This is a genomic window from Brevundimonas sp. GW821-FHT12C05 (assembly GCF_058807475.1).
In genome coordinates, this window is sequence record NZ_JBXAQS010000001.1 from 1331363 (window position 1) to 1348489 (window position 17127).

Annotated in this window: 23 protein-coding genes; 8 read left to right on the forward strand and 15 right to left on the reverse strand. The window is 67.2% G+C overall.

Going from position 1 to position 17127, the window contains the following annotated elements:
* Nucleotides 1–456: 456 nt before the first annotated feature.
* From AC1RRF_RS06260 to AC1RRF_RS06295, 8 genes are all read left to right on the forward strand, one after another.
* The gene (locus AC1RRF_RS06260) at nt 457–780 is read left to right on the forward strand and encodes an ArsR/SmtB family transcription factor (RefSeq protein WP_492833591.1); all 324 of its coding nucleotides are present in this window, start codon (nt 457–459) and stop codon (nt 778–780) included.
* Nucleotides 777–1205 (forward strand): SRPBCC family protein, encoded by a 429-nt coding sequence (locus tag AC1RRF_RS06265; RefSeq protein WP_492833592.1) that lies wholly within the window; start codon nt 777–779, stop codon nt 1203–1205. The genes AC1RRF_RS06260 and AC1RRF_RS06265 overlap by 4 nt, the downstream gene beginning before the upstream one ends.
* Nucleotides 1202–1612: a DUF1801 domain-containing protein gene (locus tag AC1RRF_RS06270; protein WP_492833593.1), complete on the forward strand. Its 411-nt coding sequence runs from the start codon at nt 1202–1204 to the stop codon at nt 1610–1612. The genes AC1RRF_RS06265 and AC1RRF_RS06270 overlap by 4 nt, the downstream gene beginning before the upstream one ends.
* 14 nt (nt 1613–1626) lie before the next feature.
* Nucleotides 1627–2040, forward strand: coding sequence for a DUF1801 domain-containing protein (locus tag AC1RRF_RS06275; protein ID WP_492833594.1), 414 nt, complete (start codon nt 1627–1629; stop codon nt 2038–2040).
* 104 nt (nt 2041–2144) lie between these two features.
* Nucleotides 2145–2900 (forward strand): SDR family oxidoreductase, encoded by a 756-nt coding sequence (locus AC1RRF_RS06280; RefSeq protein WP_492833595.1) that lies wholly within the window; start codon nt 2145–2147, stop codon nt 2898–2900.
* An 11-nt stretch (nt 2901–2911) separates the two neighbouring features.
* Nucleotides 2912–3496 carry a glutathione S-transferase C-terminal domain-containing protein gene (locus AC1RRF_RS06285; protein ID WP_492833596.1) on the forward strand — a complete coding sequence of 195 codons (585 nt, stop codon included), beginning with the start codon at nt 2912–2914 and terminating at the stop codon, nt 3494–3496.
* Nucleotides 3497–3522: 26 nt separating this feature from the next.
* Entirely contained in the window at nt 3523–4407 is an 885-nt protein-coding gene (locus AC1RRF_RS06290; RefSeq protein ID WP_492833597.1) for a sigma-70 family RNA polymerase sigma factor, read from the forward strand.
* Nucleotides 4408–4452: 45 nt separating this feature from the next.
* Nucleotides 4453–4635: a DUF3606 domain-containing protein gene (locus AC1RRF_RS06295; RefSeq protein WP_047413801.1), complete on the forward strand. Its 183-nt coding sequence runs from the start codon at nt 4453–4455 to the stop codon at nt 4633–4635.
* A gap of 6 nt (nt 4636–4641) precedes the next feature.
* On the opposite strand, the gene AC1RRF_RS06300 is transcribed toward AC1RRF_RS06295, so the two are convergent.
* The 15 genes from AC1RRF_RS06300 to AC1RRF_RS06370 all read right to left on the reverse strand — a co-directional run bounded on the left by AC1RRF_RS06300 (nt 4642) and on the right by AC1RRF_RS06370 (nt 17125).
* Nucleotides 4642–5007 carry a DUF1622 domain-containing protein gene (locus tag AC1RRF_RS06300; protein WP_492833598.1) on the reverse strand — a complete coding sequence of 122 codons (366 nt, stop codon included), beginning with the start codon at nt 5005–5007 and terminating at the stop codon, nt 4642–4644.
* A 1-nt stretch (nt 5008) separates the two neighbouring features.
* Nucleotides 5009–6415 carry a dihydrolipoyl dehydrogenase gene (lpdA, locus tag AC1RRF_RS06305; RefSeq protein ID WP_492833599.1) on the reverse strand — a complete coding sequence of 469 codons (1407 nt, stop codon included), beginning with the start codon at nt 6413–6415 and terminating at the stop codon, nt 5009–5011.
* A 1-nt stretch (nt 6416) separates the two neighbouring features.
* Entirely contained in the window at nt 6417–6896 is a 480-nt protein-coding gene (locus AC1RRF_RS06310) for a glutathione peroxidase (RefSeq protein WP_492833600.1), read from the reverse strand.
* A gap of 15 nt (nt 6897–6911) precedes the next feature.
* Complete coding sequence (locus AC1RRF_RS06315) at nt 6912–8198, reverse strand: pyruvate dehydrogenase complex dihydrolipoamide acetyltransferase (protein WP_492833601.1); 1287 nt, start codon at nt 8196–8198, stop codon at nt 6912–6914.
* Nucleotides 8195–8512, reverse strand: coding sequence for a DUF5076 domain-containing protein (locus AC1RRF_RS06320; RefSeq protein ID WP_492833602.1), 318 nt, complete (start codon nt 8510–8512; stop codon nt 8195–8197). Before AC1RRF_RS06320 ends, AC1RRF_RS06315 begins: the two co-directional genes overlap by 4 nt.
* On the reverse strand, nt 8509–9876 hold the full coding sequence (locus tag AC1RRF_RS06325) for a pyruvate dehydrogenase complex E1 component subunit beta (protein WP_492833603.1): 1368 nt from the start codon (nt 9874–9876) through the stop codon (nt 8509–8511). Before AC1RRF_RS06325 ends, AC1RRF_RS06320 begins: the two co-directional genes overlap by 4 nt.
* Before the next feature lie 3 nt (nt 9877–9879).
* Nucleotides 9880–10899 carry a pyruvate dehydrogenase (acetyl-transferring) E1 component subunit alpha gene (gene pdhA, locus AC1RRF_RS06330; RefSeq protein ID WP_492833604.1) on the reverse strand — a complete coding sequence of 340 codons (1020 nt, stop codon included), beginning with the start codon at nt 10897–10899 and terminating at the stop codon, nt 9880–9882.
* Between the two features lie 114 nt (nt 10900–11013).
* Nucleotides 11014–11331, reverse strand: coding sequence for an FtsB family cell division protein (locus tag AC1RRF_RS06335; RefSeq protein ID WP_492313600.1), 318 nt, complete (start codon nt 11329–11331; stop codon nt 11014–11016).
* An 88-nt stretch (nt 11332–11419) separates the two neighbouring features.
* Nucleotides 11420–12625, reverse strand: a complete 1206-nt coding sequence (locus AC1RRF_RS06340; protein ID WP_492833605.1) for a pepsin/retropepsin-like aspartic protease family protein — start codon at nt 12623–12625, stop codon at nt 11420–11422.
* Nucleotides 12626–12644: 19 nt separating this feature from the next.
* Nucleotides 12645–13922, reverse strand: coding sequence for a phosphopyruvate hydratase (eno, locus tag AC1RRF_RS06345; RefSeq protein ID WP_492313075.1), 1278 nt, complete (start codon nt 13920–13922; stop codon nt 12645–12647).
* Nucleotides 13923–14017: 95 nt separating this feature from the next.
* Nucleotides 14018–14614 carry a hypothetical protein gene (locus AC1RRF_RS06350; protein ID WP_492833606.1) on the reverse strand — a complete coding sequence of 199 codons (597 nt, stop codon included), beginning with the start codon at nt 14612–14614 and terminating at the stop codon, nt 14018–14020.
* A gap of 109 nt (nt 14615–14723) precedes the next feature.
* Complete coding sequence (rpmF, locus tag AC1RRF_RS06355; RefSeq protein ID WP_259551443.1) at nt 14724–14906, reverse strand: 50S ribosomal protein L32; 183 nt, start codon at nt 14904–14906, stop codon at nt 14724–14726.
* Between the two features lie 131 nt (nt 14907–15037).
* Complete coding sequence (locus AC1RRF_RS06360) at nt 15038–15568, reverse strand: GNAT family N-acetyltransferase (RefSeq protein WP_492833607.1); 531 nt, start codon at nt 15566–15568, stop codon at nt 15038–15040.
* Nucleotides 15561–16673 carry an NAD(P)/FAD-dependent oxidoreductase gene (locus tag AC1RRF_RS06365; RefSeq protein WP_492833608.1) on the reverse strand — a complete coding sequence of 371 codons (1113 nt, stop codon included), beginning with the start codon at nt 16671–16673 and terminating at the stop codon, nt 15561–15563. Before AC1RRF_RS06365 ends, AC1RRF_RS06360 begins: the two co-directional genes overlap by 8 nt.
* Complete coding sequence (locus AC1RRF_RS06370; protein ID WP_492833609.1) at nt 16670–17125, reverse strand: type II toxin-antitoxin system RatA family toxin; 456 nt, start codon at nt 17123–17125, stop codon at nt 16670–16672. The genes AC1RRF_RS06365 and AC1RRF_RS06370 overlap by 4 nt, the downstream gene beginning before the upstream one ends.
* Nucleotides 17126–17127: the final 2 nt, after the last annotated feature.

A 17127-nucleotide genomic window follows, 5' to 3' on the forward strand; every position in this document is an offset into this window, starting at 1 on the left:
TGTCGAAGCGTCGTCGCGGCCCAGCCTCGACCGAACCGACCGGTTCGACGTCATTGCTCAGTGCCGATTCCGAGCGCTCCTCATTGGTGGGCGACACACTCGGAGCTCGGATTTCGCGAAACCAATTGGCAGACCGCTGATCATTTTCTCTCGTGCTTTTCCCCTAGCAGCGGTGCGAGTCGCATGAATTGAATTCAGCGACACCCCGAGACAACGACAAACGCGCTCGCACTGCCCCGCCGGGCTCGAGAGCGAGCCATTCGTAGGTGAGCCGCGCACAAAGGTGAACTTGGCTGGACCGATCGGAAACGCGCGTTGAGCTGACATTGATCAACGCCAGAAAACGGACGCCCCAAAGTCGCCGAAGCGCCAGAAGCGGACTTTGGCCTCTTCCGCCGTTTGACAAACTCATATCCATCCAGTTATGAGTGACTCATAACCAATGAGTTATGTGTTTTGCCCGAAGCTCACGACGCCCTGTTCCGAACCCTCGCCGATCCGACGCGGCGCGCCATCTTTGAGCGGCTGTGCCGCGACGGAGAACAGACGGTCGCGGCCCTGACCGCGCGCGCCGGCGTGTCCCAACCCGCCGTGTCCAAACACCTGGGTCTGCTGAAGCAGGCCGGGCTGGTGCGCGACCGGCCAGAGGGCCGCCAGACCCACTACAGCGCTCAGCTGGAGGCCCTGGCGCCGCTGGCTGACTGGACCAGCCGAATGAACGGCTTCTGGGAAAGCCGCTTCGACCACCTCGAAAACCTGCTCACAAGGATGGATCAATGACCCCGACCGAAACCCGCTCCGTCATCGTCGAGCGCGAGTTCGCCTTCCCACCCGAAAAACTGTGGCGCGCCCTGACGCAGCGGCACCTGATGGAGGAATGGCTGATGAAGACCGATTTCGAGCCCGTCGTGGGCCGCAAATTCAACCTGCGCGGCGAATGGGGCGGCGTGCTGGACGGCGAGGTCCTGACCGTCGAGCCCAACCGCACCCTGGTCTATACTTGGGACTTCAACCACGAGGACCCGGCGTACAACCTGGCCAGCGTGGTGACCTTCACCCTGACCCCGACGGCGGACGGAACGCACCTTCGCATGGAGCAGGCCGGCTTCCGGCCCGATCAGCCGCAGGCCTTCGGCGGCGCCAGCCAAGGCTGGCGGCAGTTCCTCGACAATCTGGATCAGCTGCTGGCGCGAGGCGCGGAGTGACCGGAAAGCCCGTCCTGCTGTCCGGCGACAATCCCCAGATCGCCAAGGGCCACGGCGACGCCCCCGTCCAGGCCTGGATCGACGCCATTCCCGGCTGGAAGAGCCCCCTCGCCCGCCGCCTCGACGCCCTGATCGTCGAGGCGGTCCCCGGCGTGCGCAAGGCCGTGAAGTGGAACTCGCCGCTCTATGGCGTCGAGGACGGCCACTGGTTCCTCGGGATGCACGGCTTCACCGGCTACGTGAAGATCAGTTTCTTCAGGGGAGCCGAGCTGGAACCGCCGCCGCCCGGGCCGTCCAAACAGAAGCTGGTGCGTTACCTCGATATCCATGAGGCCGACACGCTCGACGAGGCCCAGTTCATCGATTGGGTGAAGCAGGCCAGCCGGTTGCCCGGCGAAAAGATGTGAAAGGCGCGACGACCATGACGATGACCTCCACCGTGTCCGACGACGTCGGGCCCTCCGCCTCCGCCCTGATCGACGACCGGATCGCGGCGCTGAACGACTGGCGCGGCCAGACCCTGGCCCGTGTCCGCGCCCTGATCCACGAAGCCGATCCCGAGGTGGTCGAGACGTGGAAATGGCGCGGCGTGCCGGTGTGGGAGCACGCGGGCATTCTGTGCACCGGCGAGACCTACAAGGCCGCGGTGAAGCTGACCTTCGCCAAGGGCGCCGCCCTGCCCGACCCGTCCGGCCTGTTCAACGCCGGCCTGGACGGCGGGACCCGCCGCGCCATCGACCTTCCCGAGGGCGCGGCGCTCGACCCTGCGGCCTTCAAGGCCCTGATCCGGGCGGCCATCGAACTGAATAGCCGAAAGAAAACAAAGGCCCGCTGACCGCCGCGACGAATTTCCCGGCGCCCATGTCACCTTCCGCATCCGCGCTTCGTCCTTGCTGGCATGAGCCCGGCCACACGGCCGGCGCAGCAGGGAGAAGCAGGATGAAGATCGTCGTCATCGGAGGCACCGGCCTGATCGGCTCGCGGGTCGTGGAGGGGCTGCGCCGGCATGGCCATGAGGCGCTGGCCGCCTCCCCCAACACCGGCGTCAACACCCTCACCGGCGAAGGCCTGGCCGAGGCGCTCACGGGCGCCCAAGTCGTGGTCGACGTAGCCAATTCGCCGTCGTTCACGGACGAGGCGGCTATGGACTTCTTCCGCACCGCGGGAACCAACCTCTTGGCGGCCGAAGCCGCCGCGGGGGTCAGCCACCACATCGCCCTGTCCGTCGTCGGGACCGAGCGGCTGCAGGCCAGCGGCTATTTCCGCGCCAAGCTGGTGCAGGAGGAGCTGATCCGGGCGTCAGCGACGCCCTGGACCATCCTGCGCTCGACCCAGTTCTTCCCCTTCATCACCGGCATCATCCAGTCCGGCGCCGTGGGCGATGAGGTGCATCTGCCCGCCGCCCTGATCCAGCCGGTCTCGGCCGACGACGTGGCGGCCGCGCTGGTGGACCTAGCCCTGGCCGCGCCGGTCAACGGCACGGTCGAGATCGCGGGACCCGAAGCCATCCGCCTGACCGACTTCGCCGAGGAATACCTGAGCACGGTGGAGGATCGGCGCCCGGTCGTCGCTGACCCGACCACCCTGTATTTCGGCGCCGCCCTGCGGGACGACACCCTGACGCCGGGACCGAACCCGCTGCTGGGCAAGGACACGCTCCAGGACTGGCTACGCCAGTCGATCAGCGCGGACTGAGGGGCCCCATCATGAAACTCTACTACTCCCCCCTCGCCTGCAGCCTCGCGGACCACATCGCCCTGCGCGAAGCCGGGTTTGTCTTCGATCTGGAACGGGTCGATCTGCGCACTCATCGCACTGAGACCGGCGTGGATTTCCATACCGTCAGCGCCAAGGGCTATGTCCCGGCCCTGATCCTCGACGACGGCGAGATGATCACCGAGAATGTCGCCCTGCTGGACTGGATCGCCAGCCAGTCCCCTGCCCTGACCCACCCCGGTCCGCTGGGTCGGACGCGGGTGCTGGAGGCCCTGACCTACATCACAACTGAGATCCACCGGGCCTTCAAGCCGATGTGGCACGCGGGAACCCCGGCGGAGAAGGCGGCGGCTGCGGCCTCCGTACAGAGGCTGATGGCGCCGCTGGAGGCCTCCCTGACGGACGACTTCCTGTTCGGAGACACGCCGTCGGTGGCGGACTTCTATCTGTTCGTCATGCTGCTCTGGGCCGAGCGGTTCGGGGTGGAGACGCCCGACCGGCTCACCGCGTTGCGCGGCCGGCTTCGCGCCCGTCCGGCGGTGCGGGCGGCCATGACCGCCGAGGGCTTGCCTTGAGGCCGGCGGCGGGCGCGAATGGGCGCATGACCGGGGATCAAAGCACCGCCGTCTTCGAGGCGAACCGGACCCGTCTGGTCCGCATCGCCTACCGCATGCTCGGCTCCTTCGCGGAAGCCGAGGATGTGGTGCAGGAGGCGTGGATCCGCTGGCAGGCCGTGGACCTGAACGAGGTGCGCCAGCCGACGGCCTTTCTGGTGCGCACCGTCACGCGCCTGTCCCTCGACGTCATGAAGTCCGCCCGCGCCCGCCGCGAGGCCTATGTCGGCAACTGGCTGCCCGAGCCGGTGTTCGAGCCGGAGGAGGAAACCCCGGCCGAGGACGAACTGACCCTGACGCTGATGATGGCGCTGGAGCGGTTGTCGCCGCTCGAGCGGGCGGCCTTCCTGCTGCACGACGTCTTCTCGGCGCCCATGGATGAGATCGCCGCCGCCCTGGGCCGCGACCCGGCGGCCGTGCGCCAGCTCGCCGTTCGCGCCCGGAAACACGTCCAGGACGCCCGCCCCCGCTACCCGGTGGCGCCGGAAGAAGGCGAGCGGATCGCCAAGGCCTTCTTCCACGCCACCAACAACGGCGACGTGTCGAGCCTGCGCGCCCTGTTGGCTGACAGCGTCATCCTGACCTCCGACGGCGGCGGCAAGGCCAACGCCTGGCTGCGACCGATCATCGGCCTGGACCGGATCGTGCGCCTGTTCGACGGCCTGCACCGCAAGCTGACCCTGCCGGCGATCCTCGTGCGCTGGACCCGCATCGACGGCCTGCCCGGCTACATCAGCTACGAACGCGACGGCACGCTGCAGACCACGGCCTTGGAGATCGAGGACGGCCGGATCGTCGCCGTCTACATCACCCGCAATCCCGACAAGCTGGCCAGGCTGGGCCTGCCGGGATCGAGCACGGAGCTTCACTGAACGCCCGCATCGGCGTAGGCCTGTCCGCTCACGAGAGGTGCGAACATGGCGGGTCTGAAGGACAAGCGCGGCTTTATCGACAAGGACCGGCTGGACCTGTCCGAGCGGCAGGCCGTCGAATACTGGATGAAGCGCTGGGGCGTGACCCGCGATCAGATCACGGCCGCCCACCGCAAGGTCGGCCGCATGACCAAGGACATCGCGGCGGAGTTGGGGAAGAAGCGCTAACCGCGCTCAGCGCGGCTTGTCCGCCCGGCGCCACGGCCACCGACCTTCGATCTCCGTCTCCAGGGCGAAGCTCAGGAAGGTGCGGATGACGACGATGGCGGCCAGCAGGCCGACGCTCTCGAACGTCAACTCGGACGTCACCGTCGAGATGATATCGGCCGCGACGAGAAGCTCGAGCCCCAGCAGGATCGCCCGCCCCAGGTTCGCGCGATACTCGGCATACACCGCATCCAGGCCGCCGCCTCTCAGTCGCGACGCCATGCGTATCGTGGCGGCCAAGAGTCCCAGCAGCATGACGCCGACGCCCACAAACTCCAGCCCGCGCGCCGCCACCTCGGCCCAGGCATGAAGGCTTCCGGCGCCGGAAGTCATCCTACAGGTGCAGCACGCGCCCGTAGGCGTCGAGCTGGGCCTCGTGCATGGCCTCCGACATGGTCGGGTGCGGATAGACGATGCCGAACATGTCCTCTTCCGTCGCTTCCATGGTCATGGCGGTGACGTAGCCCTGGATCATCTCGGTGACCTCGTGGCCGATCATATGGGCCCCGATCAGGGCGCCGGTCTTGGCGTCGAAGATGGTCTTCACGAATCCCTCGGTCTCGCCGGCGGCCACGGCCTTGCCGTTCACCCGGAACGGGAAGCGGCCGACCTTGACCTCGCGCTTCTCGGCCTTGGCGGCCTGTTCGGTGATCCCGACCGAGGCGACCTGCGGCTGGGTGTAGGTACAGCCGGCGATCGGCGAGACGACGTTGGGGGTCTTGAAGCCGGCGATGAACTCGGCGGCGTGGATGCCCTCGTGCGAGGCCTTGTGCGCCAGCCAGGGCGCGCCGGCGCAATCGCCGATGGCGAACAGCCCCTTCACATTGGTCTGGCAGTGGCTGTCGATCTTGATGTGGCCGCGGTCCAGCTCGACGCCCAACGCCTCCAGGCCGATGCCGTCGGTGTTGGCGGTGATGCCCACCGCCGAGATGCAGACTTCGGCTTCGAGGGCCTCGGCCTTGCCGCCGACCTCGATATCCACCTTCACGCCCGCGGCGGTCTTGGACACCTTGGTTACCTTGGCGCCGACGCGGAATTTGATGCCGCGCTTCTCGAACGCCTTCTGGGCGGCCTTGGAGACCTCTTCATCCTCGACCGGCATGATGCGATCGACCGCTTCCACCACGGTAACTTCCGCGCCCAAGGCCCGGTAGAAGCTGGCGAATTCCAGACCGATCGCGCCCGAACCGATGACAACGAAGGTCTTGGGCAGCTTTTTCGGCGCCAGGGCCTCGCGATATGCCCAGATCTTGTCGCCGTCGGCTTCCAGGCCGATCTGCGGCAGGGCGCGGGCGCGAGCGCCGACGGCCAGCATGACCGCCTTGGCCTCGACCGAACGGCTGCCGCCGGCCTTCAGGGCCACGACGACCTTGGGCGTTCCGGTAGCCTTCTCCAGCTTGGCGTCGCCCTCGATCACCTCGACCTTGTGCTTCTTCATCAGGAAGGCGACGCCCTTGTTCATCGTCGACGCCACCCCGCGCGAGCGCTGGATGATGGCGTCGAAGTCGAACGACGCGCCGGTCGCCGACAGACCGTAGTCCTTCAGATGCGACAGGCTCTCGAACTTCTCGCCCGACTTGAGCAGGGCCTTGGTCGGGATACAGCCCCAGTTCAGGCAGATGCCGCCCAGCGCCTCGCGCTCCACGATGGCGACCTTCTGGCCCAGTTGCGAGGCGCGAATGGCGGCGACATAGCCGCCCGGGCCCGAACCGATGATGATGAGGTCGAATTCAGCGGCCATGTCAGATCAGCTTCTCGATATCGGCCTTGATGGCCTTGGGTTCGACCTGGGGCGCGTAGCGGGCGACCACCCTGCCCTCCCGGTCGGTCAGGAATTTGGTGAAGTTCCACTTCACGTCGCGGCTGCCCAGGAACCCCTTCTTCTGGCTGGTCAGCCAGTCATAGAGCGGATGCCGCCGGGGACCGTTGACCTCGACCTTGTCGAACATGGGGAAGTCGACGCCGTAGGTGGTGGAGCAGAAGCTGGCGATCTCGTCCGCCTTGCCCGGCTCCTGCGCTCCGAACTGGTTGCAGGGGAAGCCCAGCACCTCGAACGGCTGGTCGGCCAACTCGCGATGCAACGCCTCCAGCCCCTCGTACTGGGGCGTGAAGCCGCAGCGCGAGGCGACGTTGACGATCAGCAGGGCCTTCCCCTCGAACCGGGACAGCGGGACTTCGGTCCCGTCGATGCCGGTGGCGGTGAAGTCATAGACCGAGGTCATGCCCTGCCCTTTCGCTTACGCCAGCATCGTCACGGGATCTTCGATCAGCGGCTTGAACGCCTGCAGGAAGCGGGCGCCCGTCGCGCCGTCGACGACGCGGTGGTCGCAGGTCATCGTCACGGTCATGACGGTGGCGACGGCCAGCTGGCCGTTCTTGACGACGGGGCGTTGCTCGCCCGCGCCGACGCTCATGATCGCGCCCTGCGGCTCGTTGATGATCGAGCTGAATTGCTTGATTCCGAACATGCCCAGGTTGGACACCGAGAAGGTGCCGCCCTGGAACTCTTCCGGCTTCAGCTTGCGGTCGCGGGCGCGCTTGGCCAGGTCCTTGGACTCGGTGGCGATCTGCGACAGGGACTTCAGCTCGGCCTTGCGGATGATCGGGGTGATCAGGCCGCCGTCGATCGCCACCGCCATCGCCACGTCGGCGTTGTGGTGCATGGCGATGCCTTCGGGCGTGTAGCTGGCGTTGGCTTCCGGCACGGCCTTCAGGGCCATGGCGGCGGCCTTGATGACGAAGTCGTTGACCGAGACCTTCACGCCGCTCTTCTCGAGCAAGGCGTTGACCTTGGCGCGGGCGGCCAACAGGGCGTCGATCTCGACATCGATGAACAGCGGGAAGTGCGGCACCTGCTGGACCGCCTCGACCATGCGCCGGGCGATGGCCTTCTTCATGCCGTCCAGCGGGATCAGGTCATAGCTGCCGTCGGGGATGCCCATCTGGGCCAGCGACTGCACGGGACGCGAGGCGATCCCCGAAGCGGCGGCGGCCGGAGCCGGCTTGGCGCCGCCCTTGCCGGCGGCGTCGATATCGCGCTTGACGATGCGGCCGTGCGGGCCGGTGCCCTTGATCGCCGAAAGATCGACCCCAGCTTGGGCCGCCAGGCGGCGCGCCAGCGGCGAGGCGAACAGGCGTCCGCCGTCGGCGGTCTTCGCCGGGGCGGCCTTCGGCGCTTCAGCGGTCGGTGCGGCGGTCTTCTCAGGCTCGGCCTTGGCGGCTTCGGCCTTGGGAGTCTCGGCGGCCTTGGGCGCGTCAGCCTTGGGGGCCGCAGCGGCCGCGCCGCCCTCGTCCTTCAGGCGGGCGATCGGCGTATTGACCTTCACGCCCTCGGTCCCTTCGGCCACCAGGATCTCGGTGATCTCGCCCTCGTCGACGGCCTCGACCTCCATCGTGGCCTTGTCGGTCTCGATCTCGGCGATCACGTCGCCGGCCTTGACCACGTCGCCCGCCTTGACGTGCCACTTGGTCAGAACGCCCTCCTCCATCGTCGGAGACAGGGCGGGCATCAGGATGTCGGTCATTGCACGCTCCCGGAGGGCGCGGTCGGCTCCGCGATCGTCACGACGTTGTCGGCCTTGATCGCTTCGCTCAGCCCCTGAAGGATGCGGTTGTACGCCTCCTTCTCATTGTGGCCGTGGCGCACGGCATAGCCATAGGCCATGTGGCGCGCGGCGATGGCCAGCATCTGACCGAACTGGGCCGGATTGTTGAAAGCGGGCTTCACCGACATCACCGGCTCGTTCTTCGACCACCACATGCGGATGACCTCGATGGCTTCCGGATCGGCGGCGATGCTGTCCGGAACCGTCAGCAGGAACTCTTCGTGTTCGCTCATGCCATCACCTGCTTCACGGCCTTGATGATCTTGTCCACGCCCGGCAGCGACAGGGCTTCCAGGTTGGCGGCGTAGGGCAGCGGCACGTCCTCCTGGTGCACCCGCAGCGGCGGCGCATCCAGATAGTCGAAGGCGTGCTCGATGACCCGGGCCACGACCTCGGCGCCGACACCCATCGGACCCCAGCCTTCCTCGGCCGAGACCAGACGGCTGGTCTTCTTGACGCTCTCGACGATGGTCTCGTGATCCAGCGGACGCAGGGTGCGCAGGTCGATCACCTCGACGCTGATGCCTTCGCCGGCCAGCTGTTCGGCGGCCTGCAGGGCGAAGCCGACCATGCGGCTGTGCGCCGTGATGGTGACGTCCGTGCCTTCGCGGCGGACCTTGGCCTTGCCGATCGGCACGACCCAGTCCTCGATCTCCGGCACGTCGAATTCCAGCCCGTACATCATCTCGTGCTCGAGGAAGACGACGGGGTTGGGATCGCGGATCGCCGCCTTCATCAGGCCCTTGGCGTCAGCGGCGTCATAAGGCGCCACCACCTTCAGGCCCGGGATCTGGGCGTACCAGGCCGAATAGTCCTGGCTGTGCTGGGCGCCGACGCGGCTGGCGGCGCCGTTCGGGCCGCGGAACACGATGGGCGCCCGGATCTGGCCGCCCGACATGTACAGGGTCTTGGCGGCCGAGTTGATGATGTGGTCGATCGCCTGCATGGCGAAGTTGAACGTCATGAACTCGACGATCGGCTTCAGGCCCGCCATGGCGGCGCCGACGCCCAGGCCGGCGAAGCCGTGCTCGGTGATCGGGGTGTCGACCACGCGGCGGTCGCCGAACTCCTGCAGCAGCTCGCGGCTGACCTTGTAGGCGCCCTGGTACTGGGCGACTTCCTCGCCGATCAGGAAGACGCGGTCGTCACGACGCATTTCCTCGGCCATCGCGTCGCGCAGGGCGTCGCGGATGGTCGTCTTCACCAGCTTGGCGTCGGCCGGGATTTCCGGATCCTTCAGCTCGACCGCCGGGGTCGCGCTGACCGCGGCCGGAGCCTTCTCTTCCTCGCCGGACGAGGCCGCCGGGGCGGCTTCAGCCTTGGGCGCGTCAGCCTTCGGCGCCGGAGCGGCCGCGCCGTCCTCGCCCGCCAGGCGGGCGATCGGCGTGTTCACCTTCACGTTCTCCGAACCTTCGGGAACGAGGATTTCCAGCACTTCACCTTCATCGACGGCTTCGACTTCCATCGTGGCCTTGTCGGTTTCGATCTCGGCGATCACCTGGCCCGCGGACACGACGTCCCCGGCCTTGATGTGCCATTTGGTCAGCGTGCCCTCTTCCATCGTGGGGGACAGCGCCGGCATCAGAATGTCCGTCACAGGTCAGGCCTCCACGTAGACGTCGGTATAGAGCTCGGACGGATCGGGTTCCGGGCTCTCCTGGGCGAATTGAACGGCCTCGGCGACGATGGCCTTGATCTCGTTGTCGATGGTCTTGAGCTCGTCCTCGGTGGCCTTGGCCTCCGCCAGCAGAACCTTGATGTGGTCGATCGGGTCGCGGGTCTTCTTGACCTCGTCGACCTCTTCCTTGGACCGGTATTTGGCCGGATCCGACATGGAGTGACCGCGATAGCGGTAGGTCTTCACTTCCAGGATGTAGGGACCGCCGCCTTCGCGGGCGCGCTTCACGGCCCGGGCCGTGGCGTCGCGGACCGCAAGCACGTCCATGCCGTCGACCTGCTCGCCCGGGATGCCGAAGCTGGCGCCGCGCATGTAGAGCTCGGTCGTGGACGACGAGCGTTCGATGCTCGTGCCCATGGCGTACTGGTTGTTCTCGATGATGTAGATGGCCGGCAGCTTCCACAGCTGCGCCATGTTGAAGCTCTCGTAGACCTGACCCTGGTTCGAGGCGCCGTCGCCGAAGTAGACGAAGGCCACCGAGTCATCGCCGCGGTACTTGCCCGCGAAGGCCAGGCCGGTGCCCAGCGCCACCTGGGCGCCGACGATGCCGTGACCGCCGTAGAAGCCGGTCGGCACGTCGAACATGTGCATCGAGCCGCCCTTGCCCTTGGACGAGCCGCCGATGCGGCCGGTCAGTTCGGCCATCACCTCTTTCGGGTCCATGCCCGCGGCCAGCATGTGACCGTGGTCACGGTAGCCGGTGATGATCTTGTCGTGGCCCTGCTTGACGCTCTCCTGAACGCCCACCGCCACGGCCTCCTGGCCGATGTACAGGTGGCAGAAGCCGCCGATCAGGCCCATGCCGTACAGCTGGCCCGCGCGCTCCTCGAAACGGCGGATCAGCACCATCTCGCGGTAGAATCGCAGCAGGTCCTCCTTGGAGGCCGTCGGCGTATTGGGAATCTTCTTTGAATCAGTCTTGGCGGCGGGGGCTTTCGCCATCCGTCATCTCCCGGTTGGACCCCACTCTGCAGGGTCTCTTGTCGTTACGGAAAGGGGCTTTAGCAGCCTTCGTTCCCGAAACGCAAAGCGCCCCGGCCAAGCTGTAACTAAAGTTCACGAACGGCGCGGCGCGGCGCCCTGTTCGACGGGGTGCGCGACCCGGATCACATAGTCGCGAGGGTCGGCGAAACCCAGCACAGCGCGCGCCCGCTCTTCCAGCAGATCGCGCGACAGGCTGTCAGTCCGGAGATAGCGCACGCGCACTTCCAGATCTTGTTTTTGTTCAAGAATATCAGCCAGCTGGCTCTCACGCCGCTGCAGAAGCGCGTCCCGTTCCCCGCCGCTCAGCAATCCCCGTTCACCCGTCAGGGCCTGGACGCCCAGGTAGGCGATCAGCAGCAGAAGGACGCAAGAGGGGACGTAAGGCTTCATACGATCGGGCACTCGGACGCTCCTTCTGAGCGTGGACTCGTGATTGACGATCCATGACCGAAAAGCCCTAACGAACCGTAGCTTGGCCTTAAAAGTAGTCGGCCAGCACAAGAGTATGTTCGGCGCCGTCAGCGAGGGTTATCCGCACCGAGGATCCGGCGGGAGCCGAGTTCCAGTTCAACGGCCTTCCCTTTGGAAAGTCCGCCACCGCCCGACCGTCGATCGCAACGATGCGGTCGCCCTTGTTCAATCCCAGCGCGGCCGCCGGGCCCTCGGGCGCGATCAGGAGGATTTCCAGCCCGCCCTCACGCGGCGCCAGGCTGAGCCCCGCGCGATTCTTGAGGAACGGCGGCAGGTTCTCGCGCGGTCCTAGCCATAGCTGACCGCGAGCGAAGTCGGTCGTCACCCGGAAACGCTGAATGGCGTCGATCCCCAGATTGGCCGGCGGGCCGCCTCGCGCGTCGTAGCTCCACTCGCTGGCGATGGAGGCCGGGACCTCCGTCATGGAGAAGCCGCCGATCTCCAGGTCGCGGATCGTGGTCAACCGCGCTTCACGCCAGCCCTCCACGCCGTAGCTCAGCGTCGCGGCTGTGGCGCGCCCGCTCAGCGAAGGATGCTCCGCCACATATCGGGGCGACAGCGACAGGGCATTGCCCGCTCCGAGGTCGAAGGCCGCCACCACCGGCGGCGCGCCTTCGATCTGCACCTGAATGGTGCGGATGTTGAGCACTTCACGCACAGGAATTGCGCGCAGCCCGGCGGGGTCCGGAGCGCGGCGGGGGTCGTGAAAGGCCAGCTGACGGCCCTCAAAATCCAGATCGACCATCACCTGGTCGAACAGATCGCGGCCGAGCACGATCTGTAGCGGCCGCTCCAGCAAAGCTGCGAAAGGCGCCATATCCATGATGGCGATGTGGTTGGTGCGAACGACCAGGCCGCCCAGGTCGATGGCGACTGGGCCGTTGGAGAAGTCGCCCTCGCTCTGCCCGCTGAGGCCGTGCGCCAGGAACCGGGCGTCGCGCTGCAGTCCCAGCTGAGCGGCCAGGGCCCGATCGACGACCAGACCCGTCACTCCACTGTCCAGCATGGCCTCGGCCTGGGCGCCGTTGGCCTTCACCGAGACGAAGATGCGATCTTCCTGCCAGAACTCGAAGGGCCGCCAGCCGGTGCTGGCCGCGCTTCGGTCGAAGACATAGGACCGGCGCAGCGGCTGCACGTCCGCCTTGACCGCGGTCGCGGCGAAAGCCCCCAGAACCCCCAGAAGCGCTGATCGGCGATCCGGCAACATCGTCATGGGGGCCCTCCGAGGTCGCCTATTTCAGCAGCATGCCGTCGCCATAGTACATGCCCTGGTCGCCGAGCAGCTCCTCGATGCGCAGCAGCTGGTTGTACTTGGCCGTACGGTCCGAGCGGGCCAAGGAGCCCGTCTTGATCTGACCGCAGTTGGTGGCGACCGCCAGGTCGGCGATGGTTGAGTCCTCGGTCTCGCCCGAGCGGTGGCTCATCACGGCCGTGTAGCCGGCGCGGTGAGCCATATCGACCGCATCCAGCGTCTCCGACAGGGTGCCGATCTGGTTGACCTTGATCAGGATCGAGTTGGCCAGGCCTTCGCCGATGCCGGCGGCCAGACGGGCCGGGTTGGTCACGAACAGGTCGTCGCCGACGATCTGGACGCGGTCGCCCAGGCGCTCGGTCAGCAGACGCCAGCCGTCGAAGTCATCCTCGGCGCAACCGTCTTCGATCGACACGATGGGGAAGCGTTCGCACAGATCGGCCAGGTAGCCGACCATGCCGTCGGCGTCGAAGGTCTTGCCCTCGCCGGCCATCACATACTTGCCGTCCTTGAAGAACTCGGTGGCGGCGACGTCGAGACCCAGGTGGAAGTCCTCGCCCGCCAGGTAGCCGGCGGCCTGACCGGCCTTGGTGATGAATTCCAGCGCGGCTTCAGCCGACAGCAGGTTGGGGGCGAAGCCGCCCTCGTCGCCGACGTTGGTGTTGTGGCCCGCGTCCTTCAGGGCCTTCTTCAGCGAGTGGAAGATCTCGGCGCCCATGCGCAGGCCTTCCGAGAAGGTCTCCGCGCCGGTCGGCAGGATCATGAACTCCTGGATGTCGATCGGATTGTCGGCGTGGGCGCCGCCGTTGATGATGTTCATCATCGGGGTCGGCAGCACGCGGGCCGAGACGCCGCCCAGGTAGCGGTACAGCGGCAGGTTCGAGCTGACGGCGCTGGCCTTGGCGCAGGCCAGGGACACACCGAGGATGGCGTTGGCGCCCAGACGGCCCTTGTTGGCCGTGCCGTCCAGACCGATCAGCGACTCGTCGATGCGGCGCTGATCCTCGGCGTCCATGCCGGACAGGGCGTCGAAGATCTCGCCGTTGACGGCGTCGACGGCCTTCTGAACGCCCTTGCCGCCCCACAGGTCCTTGTCGCCGTCGCGCAGTTCGACGGCTTCGTGCGCCCCGGTCGAGGCGCCCGAGGGCACGGCGGCGCGACCGAACGAGCCGTCGTCCAGGATCACATCCACCTCCACCGTCGGATTGCCCCGGCTGTCGAGGATCTGGCGGGCGACGATTTCGGCGATGTCAGTCATGGGAGGACTCTGCTGTGCGAGGCGATCAGACGCCGCGTTTAGCCCGCCCTGCCCCGGCACGGCAAGGAATCCGACACAACCGACGTCGCTGCCGGTTAGGCGCAGCCCTCGACGTAACCGATCGAAGGTCCGCCGCCGGCGATGGACTGCACGTTGCCGTCCGGCCCGATCTCGTACTTGATCCCGCGCGCGGCGGCGCTGGTGTGGTCCGCGCCGGACCAGACGGTGACGTATTCCGCCGGGGCCGCCACATACTTGTGCGGAACGATCTCGGCTGCGGCGCCGTAGGCGGCCTTAACGGCGGCGGCGCTGTCGCCGGTCTTGAAGCCGCGGTCCGTGGTCGCGGTCGAGGCGCGAAGCAGCCAGACGCTGGTCAGCACCCCGTTCTCGACCATGACCTGCAGGCCTTCGGGCGCGCGGACGGGATGGAAGATGTCGCACGACGCGGGATCATGGCCGCCGACGGCGCCCGGATTGGCGTCGGCGCCGAAGGCGGCCTCGACCTCGGCGCGGGTCATGCCGATTCGCAGCGGGCCGAAGCCGTTCGCGGTCAGAGCGTTCGAGAGGTCGGCCGGGGGCGTCGGCGCGGGGGCCGAGGCGGGCTCGGCAGGCGTGGCGGGCTCCGGCGCGTTACAGGCGGCGACCGATGCGGCGGCGAGGACGGCGGAGGTCAGCAGAAGACGGCGGATCATGGGAATGCTCCAGATGGGTCCGCCGCCATAAACGCACGAAAACGGCGCGCGAGGTTATCGCGCGCCGTTAAAATCTTTCGTCCCGGCCGAAGCCGGAGCCTTCAGAAGACTAGTCTTCCTTCGGGGTCAGAACCTGGCGACCGCGATAGGTGCCGGTCTTCAGGTCGATGTGGTGCGGGCGCTTCAGCTCGCCCGTGTCCTTGTCCTCGACGTAGGCGTTGGTGCCCAGCGAGTCGTGAGCGCGGCGCATGTTGCGACGCGAGGGCGATACTTTGCGCTTCGGAACGGCCATTTCCGTCTCAATCTTCTGGTCGGGCGCCGGTAAGGGCGCGAAAACAACAGCGGCGGCCCGAACGAGCCGCCAGCGAGCGCGGGCTTATGCATGAACCCGCCGGCGATTTCAAGGCAGTTGCGGCGACAGACCTAACCGATCGCCTTTTCCATGACGATGAAGCTCAGATCGTCCCGCAGCGGCAGGCCGAAACGCTCGTCGTCATAAGGAAACGGCTGGGTTTCGCCGGTGGCCGCATAGCCCAGCCGTTCGTACCAGGCGATCAGGGTTTCACGCTGGGGAAAGACCCAGATGGACACCCGCCGGGCGCCGAATCGGTCAGCCAGGGCCGCCTCGGCCGCGCCGACGAGCGTTCGCCCCAGGCCGCCGCCCTGGCTCGTGGGATTGACGGACAGCATGCCGAAATAGCCGACACCCTCGCTGCGTCTGGCGATCAGGATGCTGCCGATCAGGTCGCCGCCGCGCCATGCGGTCAACAGACCCTGCTCCGGATCGGCCAGGATGGAGACCAACTCCTCCACGTCGGTCCGCTGGCCCTCCAGCAGATCCGCTTCCGTGGTCCAGCCCGCGCGCGACGCCTCGCCGCGATAGGCGCTTTCGACAAGGGCGTGCAGGGCGGGAATGTCGGTCGGGGTCGCGTCCCGGATCGTCAGGTCAGTCATGCGCCAACATGTCGGCGACCCGTTCGCCGATGGCAAGGGAGCTGGTCAGGCCGGGGCTCTCGATGCCGAACAGGGCCACCAGCCCGTCCAGCCCGTGATCGGAGCGGTCCCGTAGCTGGAAATCCGGCTGCGGCTCACCCGGGCCGTGCAGCTTGGGCCGGATCCCGGCGTAGTCGGGGGTCAGCGCGCCCTCCGGCAGGCCGGGCCAGAAGCGGCGGATGTAGCGCTCGAACTCCGCAGCCTTGGCCGGATCGACCGAATAGTCCTCAGTCTCCACATAGACGAGGTCCGGGCCGAACACGCCCTGCCCGCCCAGGTCCTTGCGGTAATGGGTGCCCAGCGCGCCCGGGATCGGCGGCGGATAGATCAGCCGCTCGAACGGCGCCTTACCGGTCAGACGGAAGTAGACGCCCTTGCCCAGATGTCCTTGGGGGATGCGGTCGGCCGGATAGTCCTCGATCCGTGCAGCGACATCCTGCGCCTGCAGGCCCGGCGCGGTGACCAGCAGCCGGGTCGTCAGAACGGCGCCGCCCTCCCCGCCCGCCGTGATCTTGAAGCCGCCGTCGGCCAAGGGTTCGGCGCGCTCGAACGGGGTGGAGACGACGACGGAACCGCCCGCGTCCTCGATCTCGCCCTGCAGGGCCAGCATGTAGTCGTGGCTGGCGAACAGGCCGCTCTCGGGCGACAGGATGGCCGCGTGGGCGTTCAGACCTGGCTCCAGGGCCCGCGCCTGCGCCCCGGTCAGATGCTCCAGCCCCTCGACGCCATTGGCCGTGGCCTGGTCGAAGATGGCCTCGATCCGCTCGACCTCGGCTTCTTCGGTCGCAACGACCAGCTTGCCGCATTTGCGGTAGTCGACCTTGTGGCTGTCGAGGAAATCATAGAGCCGGCGCCGCCCCTCGACGCAGAACCGCGCCTTCAGTGAACCGGTTGGATAGTAGAGGCCGCCGTGGATGACCTCGCTGTTGCGCGAGGAGACGCCCTGGCCGATGTGCGGCGCCGCCTCCAGCACCAGCACCGTCAGCCCGCGCTTCGCCAGCGCCCGGCCACAAGCCAGCCCGACCGCGCCGGCGCCCACCACCGTCGCGTCGAAATCGAAGCTCATGCTTTCGGCCCGTAGCGCCGCGCCGCCTCGGCCTCGAAGCTGGACATCAGGGCAGAGACGGCCCGATCGAAATTGGCCTGCAACATCCCGTTCAGCAGCGGCGATCGGAAGGCGAAGTCGATCATGAATTCCACCCGCGTTCCCTTGGGATCGGGAAAGAACTCCCAGCGGTTCTTCAGGTGCCGGAACGGCCCACGCAGCAGGCCGACCTCGACCATCGGCCGGTTCCGATCATGCCGCACCCAGGTCGAGAACCGCTCGGTCAGGAAGGAGAAGCCGACCGAGGCCTCTGCGTCCTCGACACAGACGCCCGGACGCTCCTCGCGCCGGTTCCAGGTCCGCATGCCCGTCACCCACTTCACGAACTGGGGATAGGCGTTCACGTCCGCCACCAGCTCGGCCAGCTGATCCGGTTGATAAGGCAGGATTTTCGTAACGCGGTGGACGGCCAAGC

What these genes read in the sequence shown, in the direction of transcription:
- AC1RRF_RS06265 (WP_492833592.1), top strand. Translation starts at nt 777, where the DNA reads ATGACCCCGACCGAAACCCGCTCCGTCATCGTCGAGCGCGAGTTCGCC.
- AC1RRF_RS06275 (WP_492833594.1), top strand. Translation starts at nt 1,627, where the DNA reads ATGACGATGACCTCCACCGTGTCCGACGACGTCGGGCCCTCCGCCTCC.
- AC1RRF_RS06280 (WP_492833595.1), top strand. Translation starts at nt 2,145, where the DNA reads ATGAAGATCGTCGTCATCGGAGGCACCGGCCTGATCGGCTCGCGGGTC.
- AC1RRF_RS06285 (WP_492833596.1), top strand. Translation starts at nt 2,912, where the DNA reads ATGAAACTCTACTACTCCCCCCTCGCCTGCAGCCTCGCGGACCACATC.
- AC1RRF_RS06290 (WP_492833597.1), top strand. Translation starts at nt 3,523, where the DNA reads ATGACCGGGGATCAAAGCACCGCCGTCTTCGAGGCGAACCGGACCCGT.
- AC1RRF_RS06295 (WP_047413801.1), top strand. Translation starts at nt 4,453, where the DNA reads ATGGCGGGTCTGAAGGACAAGCGCGGCTTTATCGACAAGGACCGGCTG.
- AC1RRF_RS06300 (WP_492833598.1), bottom strand. Translation starts at nt 5,007, where the DNA reads ATGACTTCCGGCGCCGGAAGCCTTCATGCCTGGGCCGAGGTGGCGGCG.
- lpdA (WP_492833599.1), bottom strand. Translation starts at nt 6,415, where the DNA reads ATGGCCGCTGAATTCGACCTCATCATCATCGGTTCGGGCCCGGGCGGC.
- AC1RRF_RS06310 (WP_492833600.1), bottom strand. Translation starts at nt 6,896, where the DNA reads ATGACCTCGGTCTATGACTTCACCGCCACCGGCATCGACGGGACCGAA.
- AC1RRF_RS06315 (WP_492833601.1), bottom strand. Translation starts at nt 8,198, where the DNA reads ATGACCGACATCCTGATGCCCGCCCTGTCTCCGACGATGGAGGAGGGC.
- AC1RRF_RS06320 (WP_492833602.1), bottom strand. Translation starts at nt 8,512, where the DNA reads ATGAGCGAACACGAAGAGTTCCTGCTGACGGTTCCGGACAGCATCGCC.
- pdhA (WP_492833604.1), bottom strand. Translation starts at nt 10,899, where the DNA reads ATGGCGAAAGCCCCCGCCGCCAAGACTGATTCAAAGAAGATTCCCAAT.
- AC1RRF_RS06335 (WP_492313600.1), bottom strand. Translation starts at nt 11,331, where the DNA reads ATGAAGCCTTACGTCCCCTCTTGCGTCCTTCTGCTGCTGATCGCCTAC.
- AC1RRF_RS06340 (WP_492833605.1), bottom strand. Translation starts at nt 12,625, where the DNA reads ATGACGATGTTGCCGGATCGCCGATCAGCGCTTCTGGGGGTTCTGGGG.
- eno (WP_492313075.1), bottom strand. Translation starts at nt 13,922, where the DNA reads ATGACTGACATCGCCGAAATCGTCGCCCGCCAGATCCTCGACAGCCGG.
- AC1RRF_RS06350 (WP_492833606.1), bottom strand. Translation starts at nt 14,614, where the DNA reads ATGATCCGCCGTCTTCTGCTGACCTCCGCCGTCCTCGCCGCCGCATCG.
- rpmF (WP_259551443.1), bottom strand. Translation starts at nt 14,906, where the DNA reads ATGGCCGTTCCGAAGCGCAAAGTATCGCCCTCGCGTCGCAACATGCGC.
- AC1RRF_RS06360 (WP_492833607.1), bottom strand. Translation starts at nt 15,568, where the DNA reads ATGACTGACCTGACGATCCGGGACGCGACCCCGACCGACATTCCCGCC.
- AC1RRF_RS06365 (WP_492833608.1), bottom strand. Translation starts at nt 16,673, where the DNA reads ATGAGCTTCGATTTCGACGCGACGGTGGTGGGCGCCGGCGCGGTCGGG.